Genomic DNA, 24,875 nt, shown 5'->3' on the forward strand with positions numbered 1-24,875 from the left:
TCTTTGTAACTCTGTACCTTTGTATCTATTTTAATCGTTTACTTAGCTGATAATCATATAGCGATGGAATTTTATCAATTGATGTGTTCAAAAATTCAATATAGGGATCGACGTCGTATTTGATTTCAAATTTTGTATTTCCGTGCACACCAATGATTCTGGCAAAAGCGCCGTCTTTCATTCCATACAATAAAACCGGTTTTGATGAATCAGGGTTTTCGACCTGAACATTTAAGTTCCAAAAAGTACTGAAAGGTCCGTGAGACGGTTTCCAGTATTCTGCGCCTCCGCCTCCAAATAGGGCATAACTATTATTTTTAGCCGTTTTTAGATGTACGGTGATATTATCAAACAAATTTTGATGATTGGCTCCAGAGTGCTGGTCTAAAACTGGATCTGTAAATATTTCGCAGTTTTGATACACATTTTTAGTCGCAAAAGTGTTGAAACTTAAAGGATGAACTGCCGAATTATAAATTTTCAGATTTTTCACCAATACATTATGAACACCGCCTAAAGTCACCGTATAATGTGCCAAATGTGTTCCGTCAGTTGTGATGTCTTGAATAGTTACGTTTGAAACTTCTTCGGCTAAAATACCGCTGTCTGCATTTGTAATTTTTACGTCTTTAACCCAGCTGTTGAACAAACGAGTTAAGAAAATTCCGTTATTTCCGGGTTCCACATGATGTGCCACTCTTGGAATATCGGGAAAGGTAAAACGAAGATGTTCAATTCCTACTTCATTTAAGTGTTTCCATTCAACCAATTGTGCTTGATAACTTGGTTTAACAGCGATTGTCAAAGGCGTTTTAAGGGTGATTTTAGAACCTGAAATTTTTAAAATTTCAACCTGTTGCCTCACAATAGGAAGTTTTGGAAACTGCCAGTGATGCGAGCCCGGTTTTACATTAGCACCTTGATATAAATCTTTTATGATTTCGCCATTTTCACCGTCTTTATTGAACAATTGCAGTTCGACAATATCTCCAGCTTTTAAATTTTTAACCTCAGAAACATTGATTGTAAATTCGCCCATTTTTCCAGAACTGACTTTCGCTAAAATTGCAGATTCTGGTTCGTATTTATCCAAATATGATTTTACACGCTCACCCTGAATTTGTGTCCAAATAAAACCTCCAGACCATGCATATTGAGAAAAAGGCAAATCAATATTGTTTTCGTTTTCGCGCTGTCTTTTGTCAAAAGTGGTCAGATATTCACGAAGTTCTGCTAAAGATTCAGGATCTTTAAGATACATCATCGGCCTTGGAAAGTAGATTTCAGTTCCGTTTTCGCCAGAACCTGCACCGCGAAGCACAAAATTGCTTCTTTCGATGTATAAAATATCACTCAGAATAATTCGGCCTTCGGGCAATTGCAAAATTACATTTCCATCAACTGCATTGGCTGCTTTTAAAGCTTTAAGTAACGCTTTAGAATCATCTAAATTATCATTTGCTTTTACGCCAAAATCTGCAGCGTTAATTATTTTTCCATTAGTTTCAGGAAGTTGGCTTTCGCCGAAGTGATAACCCGCAAAACTAAAATCGGGAAGATAATTTGTTTTTGAAGTAATAATTTTAGGTAATTCCTGCGCCAGTAAAGTATTCATAAAAAGGCAGCAGAATATAAGAAAGGTTTGGCGAATCATGGTTTTGTGGTTTTTGTGGTTAGTTAGTTTTTTTCACCGCAAAGTCGCAAGGAACGCAAAGTTTAAATTTCTTGCGTACTTTGCGATTTTGCGGTGAAATTTTACACGGATCGCTTAATCCCTAATTCCAGTCCTCGCAATTCAGCCAGACCTCTTAAACGGCCAATTGCAGAATAACCCGGATTTGTTTTTTTCTTTAAATCATCCAGCATTTGGTGTCCGTGATCGGGACGCATTGGCAATTTGCTGTTGTTTCTTTTTTCAACTTCAAGAATCGCTTTTACGACTTCATACATATCAACATCGCCTTCAAGATGGTTCGCTTCATAGAAACTTCCTTCTTCATCTCTTTGAGTACTTCTTAAGTGAATAAAGTTCATTTTATCGCCGTGACGTCTAACGATACCTGGTAAATCATTATCAGCTCTTACACCATAAGAACCTGTACACATCGTAAATCCGTTTGATTTTGAAGGTGCTGCGTTCATTAATTCGATCAAATCTTCTTCGGTACTTACAACTCTCGGCAAACCTAAAATAGGGTAGGGCGGATCGTCAGGATGAATCGCCATCAAAACACCTTTACTTTCGGCAACAGGAATAATTTCTTTTAAAAAGAAGAAAAGATTATCTTTTAATGCCTGTCTGTCAATGTGATTGTAAGCACTTAATGTTACTAAGAAATCTTCAACTGTGTAAGCTTCTTCAGCGCCCGGAAGTCCTGCCAGAATGTTTTGCTGTAATTTTACTTTATCTTCTGGAGTCATGGCTTCAAAATAACTTGTCGCTTTCTGAATTTGTGTTGCCGAATATTCTTTTTCTGCTCCCGGTCTTTTCAAAATAAACAATTCAAAAGCAGCAAAAGCATTAATATCAAAACGCAACGCTTTTGAACCGTCTTCAACTGTATAGGATAAATCAGTTCTAGACCAATCTAAAACAGGCATGAAATTATAACAGATGCATTTTATACCGCATAATGCTAAATTTCGGATGCTTTCTTTGTAATTTTCAATGTATTGAAGATATCGTCCCGTTTGTTTTTTAATGTCTTCGTGTACCGGAACACTTTCTACAACTGACCAAACCAAACCAGAAGCCCCTTTTTTAGGGTCTCCGTCTTGATGTTCAATTTCGACTTTTCGTTTAATGATTTCTTCAATGCTCCAAACTTCTCCGTTTGGAATGTGATGTAAAGCGGTAACAATTCCGGTTGCTCCCGTTTGTGCAATATCTTGTAAAGAAACAGGGTCATTTGGTCCGAACCAGCGTAATGTTTGTTCCATTTTAATATGTTTTTGGTTTATTCCTGTAAGGTTTCCAAAACCTTGTAGGTATTTTTTAATTTATGTAAACGTATATTTTTAGACCTACAAGGTTTTGGAAACCTTGCAAGAGCTTAGTGAATTTTAAATGCTTGCAGCAGCAAAACCGCCATCGACTTTTAACACAGTTCCTGTTACGAATTTTGACATATCGCTGCATAAGTATAAAAGTGCGCCGTCAATATCTTCGGGCTTTCCAAATCTTCCCATTGGAGTCTGACCAATAATTTTCTCGCCTCTTGGCGTCAATTTTCCTTCTGGAGTAAGCAGTAAAGCACGGTTTTGTTCACCAATAAAGAATCCCGGTGAAATTGCATTTACACGAATTCCCTCGCCGTATTTTGAAGCCAGTTCAACCGCCATCCATTGCGTGAAATTGTCGATTGCCGCTTTTGAAGCCGAATATCCAACCACTCTTGTCAGCGGTCTTTGTGCAGATGCTGATGAAATATTGATAATGTTTCCTGATTTCTGCTTTGCAAAAAGTTCTGAAAAAACCTGAGAAGGCAACATTGTTCCGATAATATTTAAATCGATAACCTGTTGTAAATCCTCCGTTTTCATGTCATAAACTGCCTGATCCGGCTGAATTGTTGCGCCCGGCATATTTCCGCCCGCAGCATTAATTAAGATATCCAGACGGCCATATTTGTCAACGATAAAATCTTTGGCTTTTTCTACTTCTTCTTTATTTAAAACATTGGCTTGAACAGCAAAAGCTTGTCCGCCATTTTGTTCGATATTCTTTACGGTCTTTTCTGCTTTTTCAAGTGATTGAGAAACGATTCCGACAATTACGCCCTGTTTAGCCAGAACGTTTGCAAAGTTGCTTCCTAATACGCCGGCACCGCCTGTTATAAGTGCAATTTTTCCTTTTAAATTAAATACTGAATCCATATAAATTATTAATGTTTTCTTAAAGTCTGAATGGTGTCCAGTACTTTTTTAGTTTCATTTTCGATTGTCGCATAATCACCTTCGGTCATGCGTTTTTTTGTTATCAGTTTACTGCCAAGTCCAACAGCAGATACACCGGCAGAAAACCAACTCTCGATGCTAGTATGTGTGGTATCTACGCCTCCGGTTACCATAAAAGTTAAATTCGGAAAAACATCTTTAATACTGCTCATGAATTCTGGGCCAAGAATATTTCCCGGAAAAAGCTTGATAAATGAAATACCAGCATTTTCTGCAGCGATAATTTCTGTTGGTGTCATACATCCTGGAGCATAAAGCGCGTTTTTACTTTTTAAGAAGTCAGCAACTTCAGGAACAAAACCAGGACTTATAAAAAAATCAGCACCGATTTCGTGAAAGTCTTTGGCTTGTGATTTATTTTTTATAGTTCCAATCCCTAAAAGCATTTCTGGCATTTCGGCATTTCTGACCTGTACCATTTTCTTGAAATTCACTAAAGCTTCTGAACCACGGTTGGTATATTCTACTGCTCTGATTCCTGCATTGTATAAAGCACGAAGTACTTCAATACTGACACTTTCATCTGAATTGAAATACAAAGGAAGCATTCCCTGCTGCGCAATAATTTCTATTGAATTTTGAATGGAGCTCATGTTTAGATTTTTACTTTGAAAACAAGTTTTTTTAGCAATCCTTCACCAATCATAGCAGCGTGGACATCTTCTGGGAATAAAATCGCAAACTGTTTTTCCTGTAATTGAAAAAACATATCGGGTTTGTCATGAAAAAAACGAACGTCTTTTTCGTCACTGTAATCACCGTTTGGACTAATGCATTTTTCTCTTGGTTTCCATGCATAAGTTTCAGGACCATTAAGTACAATTTGAATGTCAATGTTTTTATCGTGGCATTCAAAACCTTTAATGCTTTGTTCTTTTGTTGTTCCTTCTCCTGCAATTACAATTAGCTTTAGTCCTTCTGAAATTTCCAAGACTCCTTCTTCAAGTTTACTGATGTCGGTTTGGCTTACATAATCAAAAGCCTTTTTGAAATTGGGGTGCAGACTGTAATATTTTGCTGCATTATGTAATGAGTCTACTATCATTTTATTTGGTTTATTTGAGACGTTTTTTGTTTAATTGTTTATTTAGATAAAATGTTTTAATTTATTGGTTTTTAGTGTTTTAGTGTTTTAGTGTATTTGTGTCATGCTAACGGCTATGTTTGGTTTTACAGTTTCTTTAAACAGTTGAAACAGTATTTATTAAGGTTTCATTGTATTTAAATCTTTACTTTTAATAAAATGGCAAAAGAATCTGAATATCAAATAATTAATAGTTTTAATTTAAATTAATTGATTTCTGATTTTTTAAACAATTAAACCAAAAAAAACACAAGAAACAGCTTTTGTTTTTATCATTTATGTATTTTTGCGTGTACGCACACGGTATTTTACAAATGTATATAAAAAGTTAAGTAAATCAACTTATATTTGATGAAAATAATAATAATTTTACGAGGCTAATAAATTTTTTTAACTTAAAAAACAGCGATATCATAACGATAAAAAAAATAGCAGCGCTAGCAAATGTCTCGCCTGGAACGGTTGATAGGATCATTCACAATCGAGGACAAGTTGCTCAAGAAAATGTAGATAAGGTAAATGCCATTATTGAAGAATATGGTTACAAACGAAATATTTTAGCGAGCAATCTGGCGTTAAATAAGAAATTTCATATAGCGGTTTTTTTACCCAAATATGAAAATCTTGAATATTGGAAAAGCCAGATTTCTGGGGTAGAAAAAGCAGCGGCTGAATTTGTGAAATTCGGAATTGTACTGGATTATTTTTTCTACGATTTTAATAAAGAATCTTTTCAGAAAGAGCTAAAAAAAGTAATGGAATTTGACTGCGATGGATTGCTTTTTGCGCCAATTTTTTATGAAGATTCGGTTCGGTTTTTAGCGGAATATGAGAAGAAAAATATTCCAGTTGTAATGATCGATTCTAATATTTCTGAAGAAAATAAACATGCATACGTTGGTCAGGATGCTTTTCAGAGCGGTTATCTGGCTGGAAGACTGATAAGTTTTGCGGTAAAAAATGAAAGACAGGTTTTGATTTTTAAAATAACACGTGAAATCGAAAGCACATCAGTTTATCTGCAGCGAATTGACGGATTCTATTCGTATTTTAAAGATCATGATGAACTTACCAATTTTAAATTTTCTGAAATTACCATTAAAGATTCTGGGATTGATCAGCTGTGTTTAGAAATGTTTAAAGGCATTAACAGTGTTTTTGTTCCCAATTCAAGGGCTTATATAGTGGCTCGATTTTTAGAAGAAAATAATATAAAAGGTGTGCGAATTATCGGTTTCGATTTATTAAATGAAAACATTGAATATCTAAACAAAGGCATAATTGATTTTTTGATCAATCAAAGACCCGAAGAGCAGGGGTATATGGGAATTAATTATTTGTACAAAAAATTAGTACTAAAAGAAACCGTTGAAGATGTTCATTATATTCCTTTAGAAATTATATTGAAAGAGAACTATTTGCCTTCGAAAAAGTAGTGAGTTTTGCCCGGGGATTTTACGGATTTAAATAGATTGCCACAGGTTATTTTTTATCAATCAAAAAGAATAATAAAATCCGTGCAAACCAGTTTAAATCCGTAAAATCCGTGGGCAAAAACCTTATTTTTTCACCTTAACAACAAGCGGATTATTAATTTTCTCAGCAAAAGAAGTCAAATAAGTTTCCCATTCTTGTTTAGTTTGAAACGGACTTCCTTTTTTCCATCCAAAACCAGTGTAATAAATTGCTTTTCCGTTTTTAACTGAGATATTTCCATACAAATTGCTTAATTCTTTTTCGTTTGTAACGTGATTATCAAAGCTTGTCAGGGTGTTTTTTGGAGCAACTAAGCCCATTCCAATTTCAGAATCGTCAATTGGTTCCCAATAACTCAGCCAGCCGTTTTTTAAATTAGTTCCGGTAGTTCCTTTTTTCTCGTGAAGTGTCAGTCCAACGGCAATATTTTTAGTTCCGGTAATTGTTGTTTCATAGCGCGAAAGATAGCTTCCGTAATCCAGACTGATCAATTTTGATTCGGTGATTTTGTTTCCTTTTGCATCCCAGTCGGCATAAGTCAAAATAAAACTCGTTCTGATTGGTCCTGTCGTAATGGTTTTCCAGCTGATGAAATTCTTCGAAAAATAATATTTTCCATCCACATTTACGGCAATTCCGCCAATTCCACGGCTGTCGCCTACCTGAAAATTATCTAAACCTTCGCCAGTATCTTTATGGTACGTTCCTTTTCCTGTAGTCATTTTATCGTACCATTTGTTGATAATTGGATATTCAACTCTTTTTAACCACGCATCGATTCCGCTCGTTAAAGCACCTCCAGAAACTTTATCTTCGACCATTTTTTGTGCTACAGGACCATACGCTCTAAAAGCAACTTTGTTGTTTTCCCATGCATAATCATCTATTCTTTCTGGTACAAATCTAGAATAACAGTTTGCAACTTGCGATGCATTCGGATTCGTTCCTGTTAAAACTTCAAAATTCTGTTTTGACTTCGCTTTTATTTTTGGCTGAAATAAAAGTACGTCCATAGTTCCGTCTCCGTCATTATCGACTGTCTGGGTTTCTAGAAATGAATTGGAGCTTTTATCCTTTATAGTGTAATTTTCAAGTTTAGCATCGGCAGATAATCCAAGTATTTTTTTAGTTAATTCGACTGTTTCAAATTCTCGATCAACTTTAAGCGAATTGGTAATTGTAATGGTTTTGTTTTGAGAATGCATGGCAAAAGTGCTTGCCAAAAGAGTAGTTAGTAAAAGATGCTTTTTCACAATTTGTAATTTAATTTTTTAGGAAATTAGTTTGATAGTATTTTATAAAAGTACAAATTCTAAAACAACTGTAAATACGGAATTGGGGTAATTGTGTACAGAAACCAGGAAATGAGTTTTTCAAAATGAATGTCAAAACTTTAGAACCAGATATTTTAATTCAAAAGTATGAAGAATGTTATTTCAAAGTTAATTCAGTAAAATGGTACGAGGTAAAAAGTTTGAGAAATAAACCAATGTACTATATCTCTAACATTGTTTAATGAATTGATTTGCAGTTTTTTAAATTTCTTTTTCTACTTTTAACAATCCATTTTAATATTGTAAAAGCATGAAAAAGAGATATTTATTAATAATATTGTTTTCAGTTTTTGTGAATCTACAAGGACAAATCATTAAAAATACGGAACAATTAAAAGAAAAACTCATAGTAATAAATAATCAGTTTGAAGATTCTTTTTTGCGTAATGACAGCAGTATTATTATCAAATACTATGATGATAAACAACCTGTATGCATGCCCGAATATCACAAAGCTTTATATACTAAACAAGATATAAAATCCTATTATCAGCAATGGTTTTCTAATTTTAAAATAAACGCTTATAAAAAGGTTATTTATGAAGTTAAACAGATTGATAACTACGCAATTGAAATTGGAACTTTCAATATTAATTCGGCAAATAAAAAAGGTGAAACATTAATTTACGATGGAAAATATTTGAATGTCTGGAAAATTGAAAAAAATGTAAAATTAACTTTGATATCAGAAATCTGGGGCGCAGATAAAGCAATTGACGGTTCTAATTTTTCATTTATAAAAACAAATTCTAATGAGATTCCAAAACCACAAATTGAAAAATTTTTAGAAAACGAAGTCAATAAACGAAATCAACGTATTGCCGAACTTGTAACAAATAGAGAAGGCGAGAAACATGCAGATGAATTTTTTACAAAAGATGCTATTTACCTAACTTACGATTCTCCAATGTTCATTGGTATGGAAAATATCAAGCCTTATTTTGTAGAACACGAGAAGCCAAATGGAGTTTCTATTGATTCGATATCCATAAAAGCTAGCAGAATGATTCCGCTTCATAATTTTGTTATCGAATATGGTTATTATTATGTTGATGTTTCGTGGGATAATAAAAAGGGAAGAGCTATTGTGACAGGAAAAAGCACAAATATCTGGAAAAGAGACGAAAACGGAATTTTAATGCTCTATCGCCAAATGGTAAATCATAATTAAATTGTTGATATCAAAAAAAATCACAATATTTATGTAAAACAAATTAGATGAAACAGAGCGCTGGAATATTATTGTATAAATTCGTTGACAAAACTACTTTTTTCTTTTTGGTACATCCAGGCGGTCCGTTTTGGAAAAACAAAGATTTAGAAAGCTGGTCCATTCCAAAAGGTGAATTTACTGAAGATGAAGATCTCCTTGATGCAGCAATTCGCGAGTTTAAAGAAGAAACCGGTTTTGAAGTCGATGGTGATTTTATAAAACTGGAATATGTAAAACTTAAATCGGGTAAAATTGTTCATGCTTGGGCGGTAGAATTTGACCTTGATGAGACTTTAATAAAAAGCAATGATTTTGAAATGGAATGGCCACCAAAATCTGGAAAATTAGAAAGTTTTCCCGAAGTTGACAAAGGCGAATGGTTTCAAACTGCCGAAGCTTTAAAGAAAATAAATCCCGCACAATCTGATTTCATTGTTCAAATGATTTCCAAAATTTCAGCTTCACTTTAAAAAACATTCTTGATTTACAGGACAATTTTCGTAAATTTCAATACTTGTCTTTTCCGCGAGTATAAATTTTAATTAAATGAAAATCAGTAAAATGGTTAAATGTATTATTTTCGATTGCGATGGAGTTTTAGTTGATACAGAAAAAATTGGCAATGGAATATTGCTTGAAATGGCATCAGAACATGGTTTTGATATGGAAATTGAAGATGCCTATCGCAATTTCAATGGACGAAACTTAAAAGATTGTTTCCGGCATATTGAAGAAGCTATTGATCAAAAACTTCCTGATTCGTTTGAAACCGAATACCGCCAAAAAAGTTTTGAAGCATTTAAAACTCAGGTCAAGCCAATGGATGGCGTTGTTGATTTTATTGAAAAATTGAAAATTCCGTATTGCGTAGCTTCCAGCGGTCCGGTTGAAAAAATAAGACTGAATCTTGAAGTTGCGGGTTTATTGGATAAATTCGAAAATAAAATATTTAGTTCCTATCAAATAAATAGCTGGAAACCAGAACCAGGAATTTTTTTGCACGCCGCCAAAGAAATGGGTTTTGATGTAAAAGACTGTATTGTTCTAGAAGACAGCAAAGCAGGCGTAAAAGCCGGAATTCAAGGCGGATTTAAAGTGTACGGTTTTGCGAATGGTTTTAATAATCAAGATTTAGAAAAAGAAGGAGCAGTTCTTTTTCATAGTTATGAAGAGTTGAGTGAGTTGCTAAAATTTTAGATTTTAGAATTCAAGTTTGAGATTTTGCAAGACTTTTCCTCGACTTGACTCCTAATATTAGAGTTTAAATTTTATCTTACAATTACAAAATTGTTTGATTAAAGTGTAATTTGTTGCATTAAAATAAATTTTTATATATTTGAATTTCGACATTCTCTTTTTTAGTTTGATAATGATGAATAATTGTTATTAATACATTTAAGATTGAATGTTTTGCCTAAAGAAAAAATGACTTATCCCAAAGAGCCGTTTTTTTTAAATTGTGATTCCAAAAATCACAAAATAACCTACAGACAGAAATAAAAATGACGAAATTTGTAAGAATTTTAATTTTATCAATATTGCTCATTTCTCCAGTTTTAAATGCGCAGATTAAAAAAATTGGTGTTCCTTTTATAATTAATTATAATCCGAAAACTTACAAAGCTGGTTCTGAAAACTGGGATGTTTTGCAGGATTCTAAAGGAATGATGTTTTTTGCCAATCATTTCGGGATTATGCAGTTTGACGGCGTTCGTTGGAGCATCGTTACACAACCGGAAAATAGGAGTATGGTTCGCTCGCTTGCCATCGATAAAAAAGATAAAATGTATGTTGGTGCTCAGGGAGATTTTGGTTATGCGATTCAATTGCCAAACGGACAGTATCAATATACATCTTTAGTAAAATTGCTTCCGGAATCAGCTCGGAATTTTGGTGATGTTATACATACGGTTATCCGAAATAATGAAGTTGTTTTTTTCTCTTATGAAGAAATTTTTATCTACAATAACAATAAAATCCAGGTTTTAAAGTCTAAAGAAAAATTTGATGATTTCTTCGAAGTTAATAAAGAAATCTATATTTCGCATAATACCAAAGGTTTATTGAAATTAACAGACAATAAATTAATTCCGGTTACAAATGGAGAGAAGTTTGCCGGAATGAAAATTAAGAAAATCTTTCAAACCAAAAACGGACTTTTAATACTGACACAAAAAAATGGACTTTTTACTTTTAAAGATAATCAGCTAAAGCCATTTGCAACAGAAGCAGACAATGTTTTGAAGCAAAATCAAATTTCTACAGGTATTCAGCTTTCTGATGGATATTTCGGAATTGGAACCCGACAAACCGGGTTGATAGTCATAGATGGTTCGGGACGTTTGATTCAGCATATCAATAAACAAATGGGTTTACAAAACGATTATGTAACCAATTTAAAGGTTGATAAAGAAGGTAATTTGTGGGTTACGCTTAAGGAAGGAATTTCACTGATTCAGATTGCTTCGCCATTGTCCAGAGTTTTAGACACTTCAAATTCAGAAACCAAAATTTACTGCAGTCAGATTTATCAGAATAAATTATATATCGCGACAGATAACGGTTTATTTTGGATGGATTGGCAGTCTTATAAAAACGGAAAACACGAAAATGCGAACTTTCAACACGTTTCCGGAATGTCTGAAAATGTTTGGAATATTAGTGTTTTTGGAAATTCGCTTTTGGCTTTTGAAAAAAATGGAATCTTTGAAGTTTCCGGTAATTCAGCAAAATTACTGGCAAAAGTTGATGGTGCGTGGAAAGGAATTTTAGTTCCTAATCACCCTGATTTATTGCTTGTTGGCGGTTATAACGGAATGTATCTTCTAAAAAAAATAAATAATTCGTGGGTTTATCAAAATAAAATAAAAGGTTTTGAAGAAAGCAGCCGAGTCATTGAAACGGATAAAAACGGCAATTTCTGGATCGCCCACGGATACAAAGGAATCTATAAAATTCAGTTTAATAAAGCATTTGATGCGGTTTCAAAAGTTGAATTTTACAATCAAAAGAATGGTTTCCCGTCGAGTTTGTTTTTGAATACGTTTAAAATTCATAATCAGATTCTTTTTGGAACTACAAAAGGGGTTTACAAACAAGATGCTCATTCGAAGAAAATGATTCCAGAACCAGTTTTTAGGAAATATCTGGGAATGGAAAATCATATTCGATTATTAAAGACTGATAATCAAACTAATATATGGTATGTTTCTGGAGAAAATACCGGGAAAATGACAAAAAAGCCAAACGGAAGTTTTGAAATTGAAGAACTGCCTTTTAGAAAACTTCGTTATTCATATGTTCCAGGTTTTGAGAATATTCAAGCGACAACGAGTGGTGATGTATTTTTTGGAACACAAGATGGTTTAATTCATTATAACGCCATAAAAACCAAGAAATACAAAACGAAATATAAAGCGGTAATTTCAGAAGTGAAATGTATTTTTCCAAAAGATAGTTTGATATTTTCAAGCCGTTATGATGTGCTTCCGAATAAAACAAAAGAAGCAGGAGAAAAAATCTCACCTATTTTATCGCATTCTAATAATGCATTGCATTTTTCTTTTTCATCACTTTTTTACGATGAAGCCGATGCAACAAAATACGAATACTGGCTGGAAGGTTTTGAACCGAAATGGTCGGAATATAGTCTGCAAACCGAGAAAGAATATACAAACTTACCTGAAAAAGAATATGTTTTTCACGTAAGGGCAAAAAACATATATGATGTGGTAAGTGAAGAAACGGTTTTTCGTTTTGAAGTTTTACCGCCTTGGTACAGAACAATTTGGGCTTATATCTTGTATTTTGTACTTTATTGTGTTGTCATTTATTTGGTTATTAAATATCAAAAATTTATGGCTGAGCGTGATCGTCAGCGGTTAATTCTGAATCAGGAAAAAGAATTATTGCGCGCCCGTGCTGAACTTAACGAACAGAGATTGAATTTGGAACAGGAAAATATGACGATTGTTCGGGAAAATCTCGAAACAACGATCAATCTGAAAAATGCCAAAGTAGCTTCAAATACCGTGAATCTTATTCATTTAAATGAAATTTTGCTTTCGATAAAAGAATTAATTGGGCAAATGGATAAGAAAAACGATCCAAATGTGAACTTTAATTTATTGACAAAAATAAACAAACTAATCGATCACGAATTGCAGGGTGACAAACACTGGAACGAATTTGAAGAAATCTTCAATCAGCTCCATGATAATTTTATGCAGAGAATGAAAACAACTTATCCGGAACTGACTCCTCGCGATATGCGATTGTGTGCTTATCTGCGAATGAACTTTAATACAAAAGAAATTGCCCCACTTTTAGGAATTTCTGTTCGCGGTGTTGAAGATACCCGATACAGAATTCGAAAAAAATTACAGCTTCCTTCGGATGCAAATATCACCGAATTCATTCTAAATTTTTAGAAAATTATTTAAACACATAGGAACATAGTTTTACTTTGTCTACAGAAAAGGCGTTTCACTAGTTAAAATACACATAGCTATGTGTGAAAGCGAGCTTTTTTTTATAATCTCCATTATGAAGCAAAAAGAAAACCTATGTCTCTATGTGTTTAAAATTTTTCACACCTTTAAAATCTTTTGCAGCTTTTAAGATTAAGAATGACTTCTAAAAAATGGATTTTTATCCCGTAAGTAAAATCCTAAGTAGTTTTACGCCTTTTTGCTTCATTTTTTTTAAATCACCGTAGTCAAACCGTACTCAAAAATGTAAGTCCTGCCTGATTTATTTGTTAATATTGTCGGATTATTATTAAGATAATGACCTGTTTGTTGCAAAATGGGTTTTTATTATGGTAATAAGCTTTACTAACAAAAAACTAAAAAAATGAAACAAAATGACTCTTTTTTCGGCCGACCACCGAAAGATAATTTCTATTATTTTAAACAATTTCTGGCCATAGCCATATTTGTGCTTTTGCCATTCTTAAAAGTTCAAGCGCAATGTAAAACATTGGTTTGGTCTGATGAATTTAACGGTACTACTGTCGATCTAACCAAATGGCAGAGTATTTCAGGAAACGGTTGTCCTTCGCTTTGCGGATTCGGAAATGCTGAGGCGCAGCGTTACGATCCAAATCAGGCCACAATTGTAAAAGAAGGAACAAACAGTTACTTAAACATTGAGGCTAAATACCAGCCAAACGGATCATTTCCAGATCAGCCTTATGCTTCTTCAAAATTAACTACAGAAGGAAAGTATTCTCTTAAATACGGTAGAGTCGAAGCTCGTATGAAATTATCAAACGGTCAAGGCGCATGGCCGGCATTCTGGATGCTTCCCGTTAACGGAAACTGGCCTTATACAGGTGAAATTGATATTATGGAAGCCAAACACAGAAACCCACAATCTGTAGACGGAACGATTCATTATGACGGAAATGGATATCATTTTACAGGAAGAAGCTACAGTTCGCCAACAGATTTATCTACAGACTTTCACGTTTATGCAGTAGAATGGGGACCAAATTTTATAAAATGGTATGTTGATGATGTTTTATTTCACACCGCAACTCCAAATACTACTGTAAACGGCGGATGGCCATTTAATGATAGTCAGTTTTATATCATTTTAAATCTTGCTGTAGGTAGTGCAGGAACGCCTTATACAAGTGTGAATGGTGCGGGTGTTGCGCCAATTCCTGGAGATTTCCCGGCTAAATTACAAGTAGATTACGTTCGTGTTTATGACGGAAGTTATAAATATGCTGTTGCTGGTGATGCAAAAGTGTATCAAAACGAAACAGGTAAAACGTATTCTATAAATGCTATTGCTGGCGCAACGTACAACTGGACTGTTCCTTCGGGAGCGACAATTACAGCAGGACAGGGAACAAATGCTGTAACAGTAAATTGGGGAACTACAGGCGGTGATGTCTCGGTAACGGCAACAACTTCTGGCTGTACTGCAAATACTTATAAATTGGCTGTAGCGACTGAAACTGCAATTCCGGTAGAGAAAATTCAGGAAGATTTTCAGACGAACAGAAATGTTGTTTACGGAAATAAAACAGGAGTTTTAACAGAAGCCATTGCAAATCCATCTGCAACTGGAATTAATACTTCAGCTTTGGTTGGAAGATATGTTCGTAATTCTTCTGAATTATATGATGTTTTCAATATCAAAAATATCGTAATCAGCAATGCAAATGATTATGTGTCAGGAAGAAAAAGAATCTCTTTTGATTTGTATACGTCGGCACCAGTTGGAACAAAAATTTCGATGCAGTTAGAAAATAGTAATGTTACAACAGCAACTAATTATCCATCAGGAAGACATAGTGGTTACAAAGCGACTACAACAGTTCAGAATAAATGGGAAACAATTGAATTTGAATTTGAAAAAATTATTGATCCAAACACAAGTGCTTTGACGATCAATAATGTGGCTGTACTTTTTGAATCGAATTCAAATTCGGGAGCAACTTATTATTTTGATAATTTGTTGACAAGAGCTACTCCGGAAAAACCAATTGTTGCCACAGATGTATTGCAGAACTACGACGGCATCAATAAAATTATAAAAGGAACTACAACTGGAACTTATACTGTTGTGGCAAATCCGGGATCAAATTCTGTTAACTCGTCTGCAAATGTGGCGAGATACGTTCGAAATGTAACGGAACAGTACGATGTACTTTTCTTTAATACACAAACTTCGATTGAGGATGCTGGTTTATTCAAAAACCAAACCAATAAAATCATGATTGATGTTTATACAACGGCTCCAGTTGGAACGGTTGTTAGCATGAATTTTGAGAACAGCGCGACTTCGCTTCCGGCAAATTATCCAACGGGAAGAAATAGTAATTATGTAGCGATTACAACGAAACAAAATCAATGGGAAACGCTGACATTCTACTACAATTCAAGTCCAGATGCCGGAACTTCAAACCTGGCAATTAACCAAATGGTTCTTTTGTTTAACTCCGGTTCTTATACAAGCGATACGTATTATATTGATAACATCAGAATTGGAGCAACCAAACTTCCAGATACTTATACACCTGGAGTTGTTTATGAAGATTATCAAACGGTTCACAATATTACATTTAGAGATGCTATCGGAACTTATACGGCAAACGTAGCAAATCCAAGCGCAACGGGAATTAATACATCTTCAAATGTTGGAAGATACGTTCGTAAATCAACAGAATTGTATGATAATTTCTCTTTCAATACCACTTTAACGAATATTGGAGATTTTAAAGCGGGAACTAAAAAATTCGCCATGGATGTTTATACATCAGCTCCGGTTGGATCAATTATTTCATGGCAGGCAGAAAGCAGTGCTTCGGTTCCGTCAAACTATCCTGTTGGAAGACATAGTATTTATCAAGGAGTTGTAAAACAGACGAATACTTGGCATACCGTAACTTTTACGTATGTAAGTACGCCAGATGCTTCAACAGCTGATAATGAAGTAAACCGTTTTGTTTTCTTATACGAGCCGGGAACAAATTCTGGAAACACCTATTATTTTGATAATCTGAGAGCTTTAAATTTAGTTTCTACAGAAACTCCGGCAGGATTACCTTCGCCATGGGTTAGTACAGATTTAGGTGCGGTAACACCAGCGGGAGAAGCGACACATTCTAGCGGAACTTTCACAATAAAAGGTTCTGGAACTGATATTTGGGAAACAAGTGATCAATTTCAATTTGTAAATCAATCCATTACGGGTGATGCTGAAATTATTGCCAAAGTTAATTCGCTAACTAATACAAATACTTACGCCAAAGGGGGTGTTATGTTTCGTGAAACGCTTACACCAACTTCCAAACATGCGATGACCGATGTGGCACCAGCGGCGGGAGTTGAGTTTTTATCACGAGATACTACTTCGGGAGTAACTGTAGCCGATGTTGCTGCGGGAACTGCACCAAAATGGGTTCGCGTAGTACGTTCTGGAAATGTATTTACGTCTTACACTTCTGATAATGGAACAACGTGGACACAGCTTGGAACTCCAAAAACAATTACAATGGCAAACACCATTTATGTTGGAATGGCAGTTACGTCTCACGCAAACGGAACTTTAGGAACAGGAGTTTTCAGCGATGTTATTGTTCGAAATATTACGCCAAATCCTAATGTGAATTTAGCTTTAGCTAAAACCGCAACGGCTTCGACTGAGGAAAATCCAACTTTATCAGCGAGTAAAGCAACTGATGGAGACGGAACAGTTTCAAGATGGGCGAGTTCTTTTGCAAATGCTACAGAATGGATTTATGTTGATTTAGGAAGTAATTATAACTTGAACCGCGTGGTTTTAAAATGGGAAGCAGCTTATGCAACACAATACAAAGTACAGCTTTCTACAGATAATGTTTTCACAGAAAATGAAACTATCAATACACAAACAGCCAGCGACGGAGGAACTGATGATTTAACTATAAGCGGGACTGGTAGATACCTTAGAATTTTGTGTACATCAAAAGCTTTGGCTCCTTACGGATATTCATTGTATGAAATTGAAGCTTACGGATCAGCATCTGCGGCTAAAAAAGCGAATGTTACAGTTGAAGAAAGTGCGCCGGAAAATGTTGTTTTTGCAATTTATCCAAATCCGGCAAGCGACTATATTCAAGTTGCAATTCCTGAAAAATTAGATAATAAAATCATCACGATTTATGACAATTCAGGAACATTGATTCTTCAGAATAAACCTGAAAAAGAAGCTAATGAAAGTGTAATTGATTTGAGCCGACTGAGAGAAGGAATTTATATTCTGAATTTCAAATCAGATCAAAAAAGTTGGACTAAAAAGCTAATTAAGAAATAATTAAAAACAAATTGGGTGTGATGATCCTAAATAGTTACACCCAATTTTTACACATTTTTATTTTCTCATTCTTACTAATTAGAAACAAATTTTTATTAATCAAAAATCTAAACAATGAGAAATTTTAAGTTACAAAAGAAGTTTTTTTTAGCAGTAATGCTGACATTCCTATCTGTTTTAATGTACGGACAAGGTGCTATTCCTTTTACAATTAGTAATAATTCTACATTTAATGACAATGAATTATATGTTGCAATTGTGGGAATAAATTATACAACCGGAGACCATGTTTGGGTAGATGCTAAAACGAGTCAAGTTTTACCAATGAGTTCGTCTTACAATACTGTTACCGGACCAACAATTGGCGGAAATACTGGACCTGGACAAAATTCAAAATATGCGGCTTGTTTTACTAAACTAAGTGACATTCCAAATAAAACTTTTACACTGCCTTTAATTGCAGGTTGTAGAGTTTTTATTTCTAAAGGTTCGCAGTTGTATTTTTACTTTTTTGGTGCAAACGGCGCTCCATCGGGTTATGCTTCGCCAAATCCGCAAAACGCAACCGATCCGAATCAGGGAATTTTATATGAAATGATCGAATTGACTAACAATCAATATGGTTTCTTCGGAAATCCAACACGCGTAGATTCATATAAATATCCAATGGGATTGGAATTATTTGGAGCAAACGGTTACCAAAAAAGAGTTGGAGATTTAAAAAAACATGCTGATATCGTTGCTGCTTTTAAAGCGAATGTTCCGGCAGAATTTCAAGGTTGTGTAAACGATGCAACAGGAGAAATTACAGCGCCGTCTAAAACGCCAGCTTATGCACAAGGAGGACCATACGAAAATTACTTAAAATCGTATATCGACGCGATTTGGAACAAATACAAAAACGAAGATTTAATATTTTATGCCGGAGATGCCGGAGTTTTTAAAGGAAGAGTTATTGGCGAACAGCTAGAAATGGTTGGACAATCTGGAGGATTTGTTGGCCGTACAGGAAGAGTTCAATACAGACCAAGTACTCAGGAAGCTCTTGAAGGAAAAGGTGTTTTAGACAGAAGATTGGTCGATGGAGATTTAGATCTTGTAATTCAAGCTCAATTAACAGCGGCAATTAACCGACATGTTGTAAATGTTACAACAACAAATCCTGGACAGCAAAACTGGTACGACGCTTCAAAATATTATCAGGTAAATCCAACAAATCATTATTCTAAATTCTGGCATTTACCAGGGATAAATGTTGATAATCTGGCTTATGGTTTTGCTTATGATGATGTTGCTGATCAGTCGCCATCGCTTCATTCGCCACAGCCTACTAAAGTTATTGCTTCTTTTGGAGGTTACGCAGGAACAGTTCCTACAGTTCCGGCTTCGACAGATGTTATTACAGTTTATAAAGATTGCAACTACACAGGTTTTTCAGGCGGATTAACTATTGGAGATTACAATTTAGCTCGTTTAAATACTTTAGGTGTTTTAAATGATGATATTTCATCACTTAAAATCACTCAGGGTTATCAGGCGATTTTATATCAAGATGATAATTTTACCGGAGCTTCAACCGTAATAAATTCGGATAATTCATGTTTAAATACAACTTGGAATGATAAAGTAAGTTCGATAAGAGTTATTGCAAACGGAACTACAACTTTAGGAAACCAGACTTTCTTTTTACAAAACAGAAACAGCGGTTTATACATGGATGTTTGGAATTCAAGTATGGCAAATGCTGCGGGAATCAATCAAGGAGCATTGAATTCTGGAAACAACCAAAAATTTGTGTTTACACATTTAGGTGACGGATTGTATAAAATCATCGCTAATCATAGCGGACAATCTTTAGATATCAACAATTTCAATAAAGCAAATGGAGCACGTTTAGAGCAATATCCATACAATGCAACTACAAATCAACAATTTATTTTAGTTTCAACTGGAGATGGATATTATAAAATTGTAGCCCGTCACAGCGGAAGAATTGTTGAGGTTGCCGGAGCAAGTACAGCTTCAGGAGCCATTATTCAGCAATGGGACAACAACAACCAAACTTGCGGACAATGGAAATTAATTCCAGCTACAAGTTCTCAAACTTCAGTTTTAATTCAGGCAGAAGATTACTCAGCAATGAGTGGAATCCAGGTTGAAGCAACAACAGATACTGGCGGAGGTTCAAATGTTGGTTACACAGAAACTGGCGATTGGTTAGCATATAACAGCATCAATTTTCCAACAACAGGTTCCTATTTAATTGAATACAGAGTGGCAAGTGCAGTGACTGGCGGAAGATTATCTTCTGATTTAAACGCTGGAGCAATTCTTTTAGGAAATGTTGATATTCCAAACACAGGCGGATGGCAAAACTGGCAGACAGTTTCTCAAACGGTAAATGTAAATGCTGGAACCTATAATTTCGGAATCTACATTCAGAATACCGGAATGAACATCAACTGGATAAAAATTACAAAAACAGGTTCAGCAGCAAAAACTGCTTTAGCGAAAGCTCCAGAAGAAGCTCCAGTAGAAACAGTTTTAAATGTTTATCCAAGTCCAGTTGAAAATACACTTTATGTAACTACAGATCTTTCTGGCGGAAGTGTAAAAATTGTCGATTCACAAACGGGATCTACTGTTGCATCTCAAAAAATCAATAATAATAGTTTTGATGTTTCGCATTTGAGACAAGGAATCTATTTTATTGTTTTTGAAAAAGATGGAAAACAAACGATCAAACGTTTCATAAAGAAATAGTTTTAAAAACCTGATTTCTGGCTTTAGATTTTTAGATAATAATTAGGTAGTGTTAGTTCTACGAAATTAGATTGCATCAACAGTCAAATCTAAAATCTAAAGTCTGAAATCTAAAATAAAAAAAAATAACTCAATAACCGTCCCCAATATTTACGAGTTTATTAATCTATTAAAACAATTATTATGAAAAACAATTACCGAAGAATGCTGCAGAAATGCATGATTATTTTAGTTTTGAGCGTTTTTAATTTAGCTGCAGCTCAGCAGAAAAAAGTAATCGCTTACGTTCCGAACTGGGTCGATTTAAATGCTTTAGCAGGCACTATCCAGTACAGTAAATTAACGCACATTAATATTGCGTTCGAAAATCCCGATGCAAACGGGTATCTAAGTTTTAATTCTGGAAATAATGCCATTATTAATACTGCACATGCTCAAAACATTAAAGTTTTTGTTTCCCTTGGAGGAGGTTCTGTTTCAGAAGGCGGCGCGATTCGCGACAATTATTTTAACTTAATTACTCCCGCAAACCGAACGGCTTTTATTCAAAAACTCTACGATTATGTTGTGGCGCACAACTTTGATGGAATCGATGTAGATTTAGAAGGTCCGGCAATCAATGGCGATTACGGCGGATTTGTTATTGCTTTGGCGAATAAATTGCATGCCAATGGTAAACTGATTTCAGCAGCGCTTTCAGAAGGATATGGTGGTGCAAATGTACCTGCATCTACTTTTGCGGCTTATGACTGGATTAATATCATGGCTTATGATGCAACTGGGCCATGGCAGCCAAACAATCCGGGACAGCATTCTCCATACAGTATGGCTGTAAATCAATTTAATTATTGGACAGGAAGAGGTTTACCTGCAAGTAAAGCCATTATCGGATTACCATTTTATGGATACGGTTTTGGAGCATCTGCAAATCAGGGAATTTCTTATGCTAATATCGTAGCGCAATATCCGGGAGCAGAAAATCAGGATCAGGTTGGAAACACGATTTATTATAACGGAATTCCAACAATTAAAGCAAAAACGACTTTTGCGATTCAAAACGCAGGCGGCGTTATGATTTGGGAATTATCTCAGGATGCAACAGGTTCTAAATCATTACTAACTGCAATTAATCAAGTAATTACAGGAAGTAATCCTCCAGGAACCGGAACTTTAATTCAGGCTGAAAGTTACAATACAATGAGCGGTGTTCAAACAGAAGCTACTACCGATACTGGCGGAGGATTAAACGTAGGTTACTGTGACACAGGAGACTGGATGGCATATTACAACATTAACTTTCCAACATCTGGTAATTATGTTATTGAATACAGAGTGGCAAGTGCTGTTAACGGAGCCAGAATTTCATCTGATTTAAATGCAGGAACAATTCAGCTTGGTGCGGTGAATGTACCAAATACAGGCGGTTGGCAAAACTGGCAGACTATTTCGCAAACAGTAAACGTAAATGCAGGAACGTATAACTTCGGAATCTATATTCAAGCTTCAGGAGCAAATATCAACTGGTTTAGAATTACTAAATCGGCTTCAGGTTTAGCTGCAAAATCTGCTGCTCCAACTGCCGAAACTCCTACAGATATTGCAAGTGTTACTATTTACCCAAATCCAACGGAAGATACACTTTTCTTTAGTTCAGAAGTTTCTGGAGCAAATGTAAGCGTTATCAATTCTGAAGGCGGTGCTACAGTTTCATCACAAACAGTAAATAATAACAGCATCAATGTTTCTAATTTAAAAAGCGGAATTTACCTGATTTCATTGGAGAAAGATGGAATAAAAACAGTAAGACGTTTTATTAAAAAATAATAATAACCATTCACCATAATGGTTTTATATACATTGAATTTTAGGTTTTAATGTAAAGGCTGTCAGAAATGACAGCCTTTTTTTATAATGAAAATTTTACGGCAATCCTGATAGTTATCGGGATTGCGGTAAAAAAGAATCTCAATAAAAACATTATCATTCGATAACAATAACATAAACTCATTTCATCATTAAATCGATAAAATTGCTGCTTATTACTTTTAATAAATTCCCCATTTTGAAAAAGCTTAAAACCTATGAATTTAAAATTTACTTCCTCAATAATTATACTCTTTATAATACTCTTCAATAATGCAATTTCAGCTCAAAATCAAAAGAATTTAGAAGGTGTTCAAGTTGCTTTTTTATCCGATGTTCATTTGCAGGATTTATTCGGAACATTCTCAGACAACGATTTTAAAGGAATTTTGAATACCAAAACCGGAAAATATGCGTTAATAAGAACGATGGCCTCGCAGTTGCACTCGACGAGAATTTTCAATGAAAATTATTTTGCCTTCATCGCCGCTCTTGAAGATATTGCAAAAAGAAAGATAAAATACGTTGCGCTTCCTGGCGATTACACGGATGACGGACAGCCAATTCACGTGCGTGGACTCCAGAAAATTTTAGATCAGTACCAAAAGAAATACGGAATTGAATTTTTTATAACCACCGGAAATCATGATCCGGTTGGACCATTTGCTCAGGAATCGGGTAAAGAAGATTTTTTAGGTAAAGAAGGAAAAAGCCAACCCATTTTTAGCAAAGACGGCATGTATAAGCCAAACATGAATATCGAACAGCCAGTTGTCATAACAGCCGATATTGCTAAAATGGGTTATTTTGGCATCACAGAAGATCTTAAAAATTTTGGTTTTTATCCCAATAAAAAATACAAATTCTGGTCGACACCTTTCGCCAATTACACTTCTCAAAATTACGATTTCAAAAAAGCGGTCGAAGCTTCGCAATTAACTAAAAGAGTTTATAATGTTGCACCTGGATTTGAAGTTCCAGATGTGAGTTATGTCGTAGAACCAATTGACGGGCTTTGGTTAATGGCCATTGACGGGAATGTTTATATTCCGAAGAAAACCGATGGCGATCCTAAAGATTCTAAAAATTATTCGGAAGCGAGTACGGGTTATAATAATGTCCTTTCGAATAAAAAACATCTTATAAAATGGGTTCAGGATATCTCGGCGGAAGCCAAACTTCGCGGAAAAACTTTAGTTGCTTTCAGTCATTTTCCGATGATTGATTTTAATGATGACGCTTCCGCGGAAATTAAAGAATTATTAGGTCCAAACAAATGGCAGTTAAACCGAGTACCTGTTGAAGAAGTGGCGCAGGTTTTTGCCGATGCCGGATTGAAAATTCATTTTGGAGGCCATATGCATATCAATGATACGGGAATGCGCACGACTGCAAAAGGCAATACTTTAGTCAATATTCAAACGCCGTCGCTTGCAGCGTATATTCCGGCTTATAAATTATTGACGATTCAAAAAGATAATTTGGTCGATATTCAAACGATTACAATTGATGATGTTCCGAGATTTGATGAACTTTTTGATTTGTATAAAATGGAATATCAGTTTTTAGCAAGTCAGAACACAAAAGATATTTGGAATATTGATATCCTGAAAACAAAGAATTACCATGATTTTACCGATTTTCATTTGAAAGAATTAGTGCGTCTTCGTTTTTTAAAAGACGATTGGCCTGCTGATTTTGCTTCTTTTATTTTGAATGTTTCGGCTCAGGATTTATTGGTTTTAGCAAATATTAAATCCGATAAAGATTTTGATTTTATTCTGAAAAATAAAACAGAATTTCAAAAAGAATGGAATGAAGCTGAAGCAAAATCGGAACAAATTTTGGCACAAAATAATCTCAAAAAAGAAGATTTCAATTGGACAGGAAATGATCTTTTAATTGATTTTTACCGTTTTAGAAGTGCCGATGAATTGGCTCTTGCCGATGTTGGAGAGAAAAGAGCAAAACAATATAAAGTTTTATCGAAAATGTTTTTAGAAAATGCTGTTGCTTCAAATGATACGCTTCTTCAAAAACAGATGAAATTGTTCCTGACCATCTTCAATAAATTTATGCATGAAGTTCCTGCAGATCATTTTACGGTTGATTTGAAAACAGGTGAAGTTATTAGCGTTAAATAGTTTTTCAGTCACAGTCACAGTCGCAGTTTTCAGTTTTATAATGAAATGATTTTAACCGCAAAGAACGCTAAGATTTACGCAAAGCACGCAAAGTTTTTTTAAGCGTGATTTATGATATAAAAAGTTCGCAAAGCTTTATCCATATAGCTTTGCGAACTTCGCGTTTATGTGCGCAATCTTTGAAAAAAAAACTTGCGTTCTTTGCGGTTAAATTTTATTTCACACTTTAT

Annotated in this window: 15 protein-coding genes; 9 read left to right on the forward strand and 6 right to left on the reverse strand. The window is 34.7% G+C overall.

The window, feature by feature from the left end:
• Nucleotides 1–25: 25 nt before the first annotated feature.
• The 5 genes from GKZ88_RS10910 to GKZ88_RS10930 form a co-directional block, all read right to left on the reverse strand.
• Nucleotides 26–1,615 (reverse strand): right-handed parallel beta-helix repeat-containing protein, encoded by a 1,590-nt coding sequence (locus GKZ88_RS10910; RefSeq protein ID WP_230392500.1) that lies wholly within the window; start codon nucleotides 1,613–1,615, stop codon nucleotides 26–28.
• A 140-nt stretch (nucleotides 1,616–1,755) separates the two neighbouring features.
• Nucleotides 1,756–2,940: a mannonate dehydratase gene (gene uxuA, locus GKZ88_RS10915; RefSeq protein WP_155102411.1), complete on the reverse strand. Its 1,185-nt coding sequence runs from the start codon at nucleotides 2,938–2,940 to the stop codon at nucleotides 1,756–1,758.
• A 123-nt stretch (nucleotides 2,941–3,063) separates the two neighbouring features.
• Nucleotides 3,064–3,876, reverse strand: a complete 813-nt coding sequence (locus GKZ88_RS10920) for an SDR family oxidoreductase (RefSeq protein WP_155102412.1) — start codon at nucleotides 3,874–3,876, stop codon at nucleotides 3,064–3,066.
• Nucleotides 3,877–3,884: 8 nt separating this feature from the next.
• Complete coding sequence (locus tag GKZ88_RS10925) at nucleotides 3,885–4,550, reverse strand: bifunctional 4-hydroxy-2-oxoglutarate aldolase/2-dehydro-3-deoxy-phosphogluconate aldolase (protein ID WP_155102413.1); 666 nt, start codon at nucleotides 4,548–4,550, stop codon at nucleotides 3,885–3,887.
• A 2-nt stretch (nucleotides 4,551–4,552) separates the two neighbouring features.
• The gene (locus tag GKZ88_RS10930; protein ID WP_155102414.1) at nucleotides 4,553–5,002 is read right to left on the reverse strand and encodes a YhcH/YjgK/YiaL family protein; all 450 of its coding nucleotides are present in this window, start codon (nucleotides 5,000–5,002) and stop codon (nucleotides 4,553–4,555) included.
• A gap of 467 nt (nucleotides 5,003–5,469) precedes the next feature.
• Here GKZ88_RS10930 and GKZ88_RS10935 point away from each other — a divergent pair, with 467 nt between their 5' ends.
• Nucleotides 5,470–6,477, forward strand: a complete 1,008-nt coding sequence (locus tag GKZ88_RS10935; protein ID WP_347343870.1) for a LacI family DNA-binding transcriptional regulator — start codon at nucleotides 5,470–5,472, stop codon at nucleotides 6,475–6,477.
• A 123-nt stretch (nucleotides 6,478–6,600) separates the two neighbouring features.
• Here the strand turns inward: GKZ88_RS10935 and GKZ88_RS10940 are convergent, their stop codons facing one another.
• Nucleotides 6,601–7,770, reverse strand: coding sequence for a DUF4861 family protein (locus GKZ88_RS10940; protein WP_347343868.1), 1,170 nt, complete (start codon nucleotides 7,768–7,770; stop codon nucleotides 6,601–6,603).
• A gap of 331 nt (nucleotides 7,771–8,101) precedes the next feature.
• Between GKZ88_RS10940 and GKZ88_RS10945 the strand changes: the two genes are divergently transcribed.
• The 8 genes from GKZ88_RS10945 (at nucleotide 8,102) to GKZ88_RS10980 (ending at nucleotide 24,645) form a co-directional block, all read left to right on the forward strand.
• Complete coding sequence (locus GKZ88_RS10945) at nucleotides 8,102–9,022, forward strand: nuclear transport factor 2 family protein (RefSeq protein ID WP_155102415.1); 921 nt, start codon at nucleotides 8,102–8,104, stop codon at nucleotides 9,020–9,022.
• Nucleotides 9,023–9,069: 47 nt separating this feature from the next.
• Complete coding sequence (locus GKZ88_RS10950) at nucleotides 9,070–9,534, forward strand: NUDIX domain-containing protein (RefSeq protein WP_155102416.1); 465 nt, start codon at nucleotides 9,070–9,072, stop codon at nucleotides 9,532–9,534.
• 76 nt (nucleotides 9,535–9,610) lie between these two features.
• Nucleotides 9,611–10,261, forward strand: a complete 651-nt coding sequence (locus GKZ88_RS10955; protein ID WP_230392501.1) for an HAD family hydrolase — start codon at nucleotides 9,611–9,613, stop codon at nucleotides 10,259–10,261.
• A 305-nt stretch (nucleotides 10,262–10,566) separates the two neighbouring features.
• Nucleotides 10,567–13,494, forward strand: coding sequence for a triple tyrosine motif-containing protein (locus tag GKZ88_RS10960; protein ID WP_155102417.1), 2,928 nt, complete (start codon nucleotides 10,567–10,569; stop codon nucleotides 13,492–13,494).
• Between the two features lie 424 nt (nucleotides 13,495–13,918).
• The gene (locus tag GKZ88_RS10965) at nucleotides 13,919–17,875 is read left to right on the forward strand and encodes a family 16 glycosylhydrolase (protein ID WP_155102418.1); all 3,957 of its coding nucleotides are present in this window, start codon (nucleotides 13,919–13,921) and stop codon (nucleotides 17,873–17,875) included.
• Between the two features lie 114 nt (nucleotides 17,876–17,989).
• Entirely contained in the window at nucleotides 17,990–20,638 is a 2,649-nt protein-coding gene (locus tag GKZ88_RS10970; RefSeq protein WP_230392502.1) for a beta-1,3-glucanase family protein, read from the forward strand.
• Between the two features lie 183 nt (nucleotides 20,639–20,821).
• A complete protein-coding gene (locus tag GKZ88_RS10975; protein WP_155102419.1) occupies nucleotides 20,822–22,462 on the forward strand; it encodes a glycosyl hydrolase family 18 protein in 1,641 nt (546 codons plus the stop codon).
• A 257-nt stretch (nucleotides 22,463–22,719) separates the two neighbouring features.
• Nucleotides 22,720–24,645 carry a metallophosphoesterase gene (locus GKZ88_RS10980; protein ID WP_155102420.1) on the forward strand — a complete coding sequence of 642 codons (1,926 nt, stop codon included), beginning with the start codon at nucleotides 22,720–22,722 and terminating at the stop codon, nucleotides 24,643–24,645.
• Nucleotides 24,646–24,875: the final 230 nt, after the last annotated feature.

Origin of the sequence: Flavobacterium sp. LC2016-01 (genome assembly GCF_009711135.1) — a bacterium.
In the GTDB taxonomy this organism is placed as follows: Bacteria; Bacteroidota; Bacteroidia; order Flavobacteriales; family Flavobacteriaceae; genus Flavobacterium.

Bases quoted from the DNA above. Each gene is read 5' to 3' on its own strand.
- GKZ88_RS10910 (WP_230392500.1), bottom strand. From the start codon at position 1,615: ATGAATACTTTACTGGCGCAGGAATTACCTAAAATTATTACTTCAAAA.
- uxuA (WP_155102411.1), bottom strand. From the start codon at position 2,940: ATGGAACAAACATTACGCTGGTTCGGACCAAATGACCCTGTTTCTTTA.
- GKZ88_RS10920 (WP_155102412.1), bottom strand. From the start codon at position 3,876: ATGGATTCAGTATTTAATTTAAAAGGAAAAATTGCACTTATAACAGGC.
- GKZ88_RS10925 (WP_155102413.1), bottom strand. From the start codon at position 4,550: ATGAGCTCCATTCAAAATTCAATAGAAATTATTGCGCAGCAGGGAATG.
- GKZ88_RS10930 (WP_155102414.1), bottom strand. From the start codon at position 5,002: ATGATAGTAGACTCATTACATAATGCAGCAAAATATTACAGTCTGCAC.
- GKZ88_RS10945 (WP_155102415.1), top strand. From the start codon at position 8,102: ATGAAAAAGAGATATTTATTAATAATATTGTTTTCAGTTTTTGTGAAT.
- GKZ88_RS10950 (WP_155102416.1), top strand. From the start codon at position 9,070: ATGAAACAGAGCGCTGGAATATTATTGTATAAATTCGTTGACAAAACT.
- GKZ88_RS10955 (WP_230392501.1), top strand. From the start codon at position 9,611: ATGAAAATCAGTAAAATGGTTAAATGTATTATTTTCGATTGCGATGGA.
- GKZ88_RS10960 (WP_155102417.1), top strand. From the start codon at position 10,567: ATGACGAAATTTGTAAGAATTTTAATTTTATCAATATTGCTCATTTCT.
- GKZ88_RS10965 (WP_155102418.1), top strand. From the start codon at position 13,919: ATGAAACAAAATGACTCTTTTTTCGGCCGACCACCGAAAGATAATTTC.
- GKZ88_RS10970 (WP_230392502.1), top strand. From the start codon at position 17,990: ATGAGAAATTTTAAGTTACAAAAGAAGTTTTTTTTAGCAGTAATGCTG.
- GKZ88_RS10975 (WP_155102419.1), top strand. From the start codon at position 20,822: ATGAAAAACAATTACCGAAGAATGCTGCAGAAATGCATGATTATTTTA.
- GKZ88_RS10980 (WP_155102420.1), top strand. From the start codon at position 22,720: ATGAATTTAAAATTTACTTCCTCAATAATTATACTCTTTATAATACTC.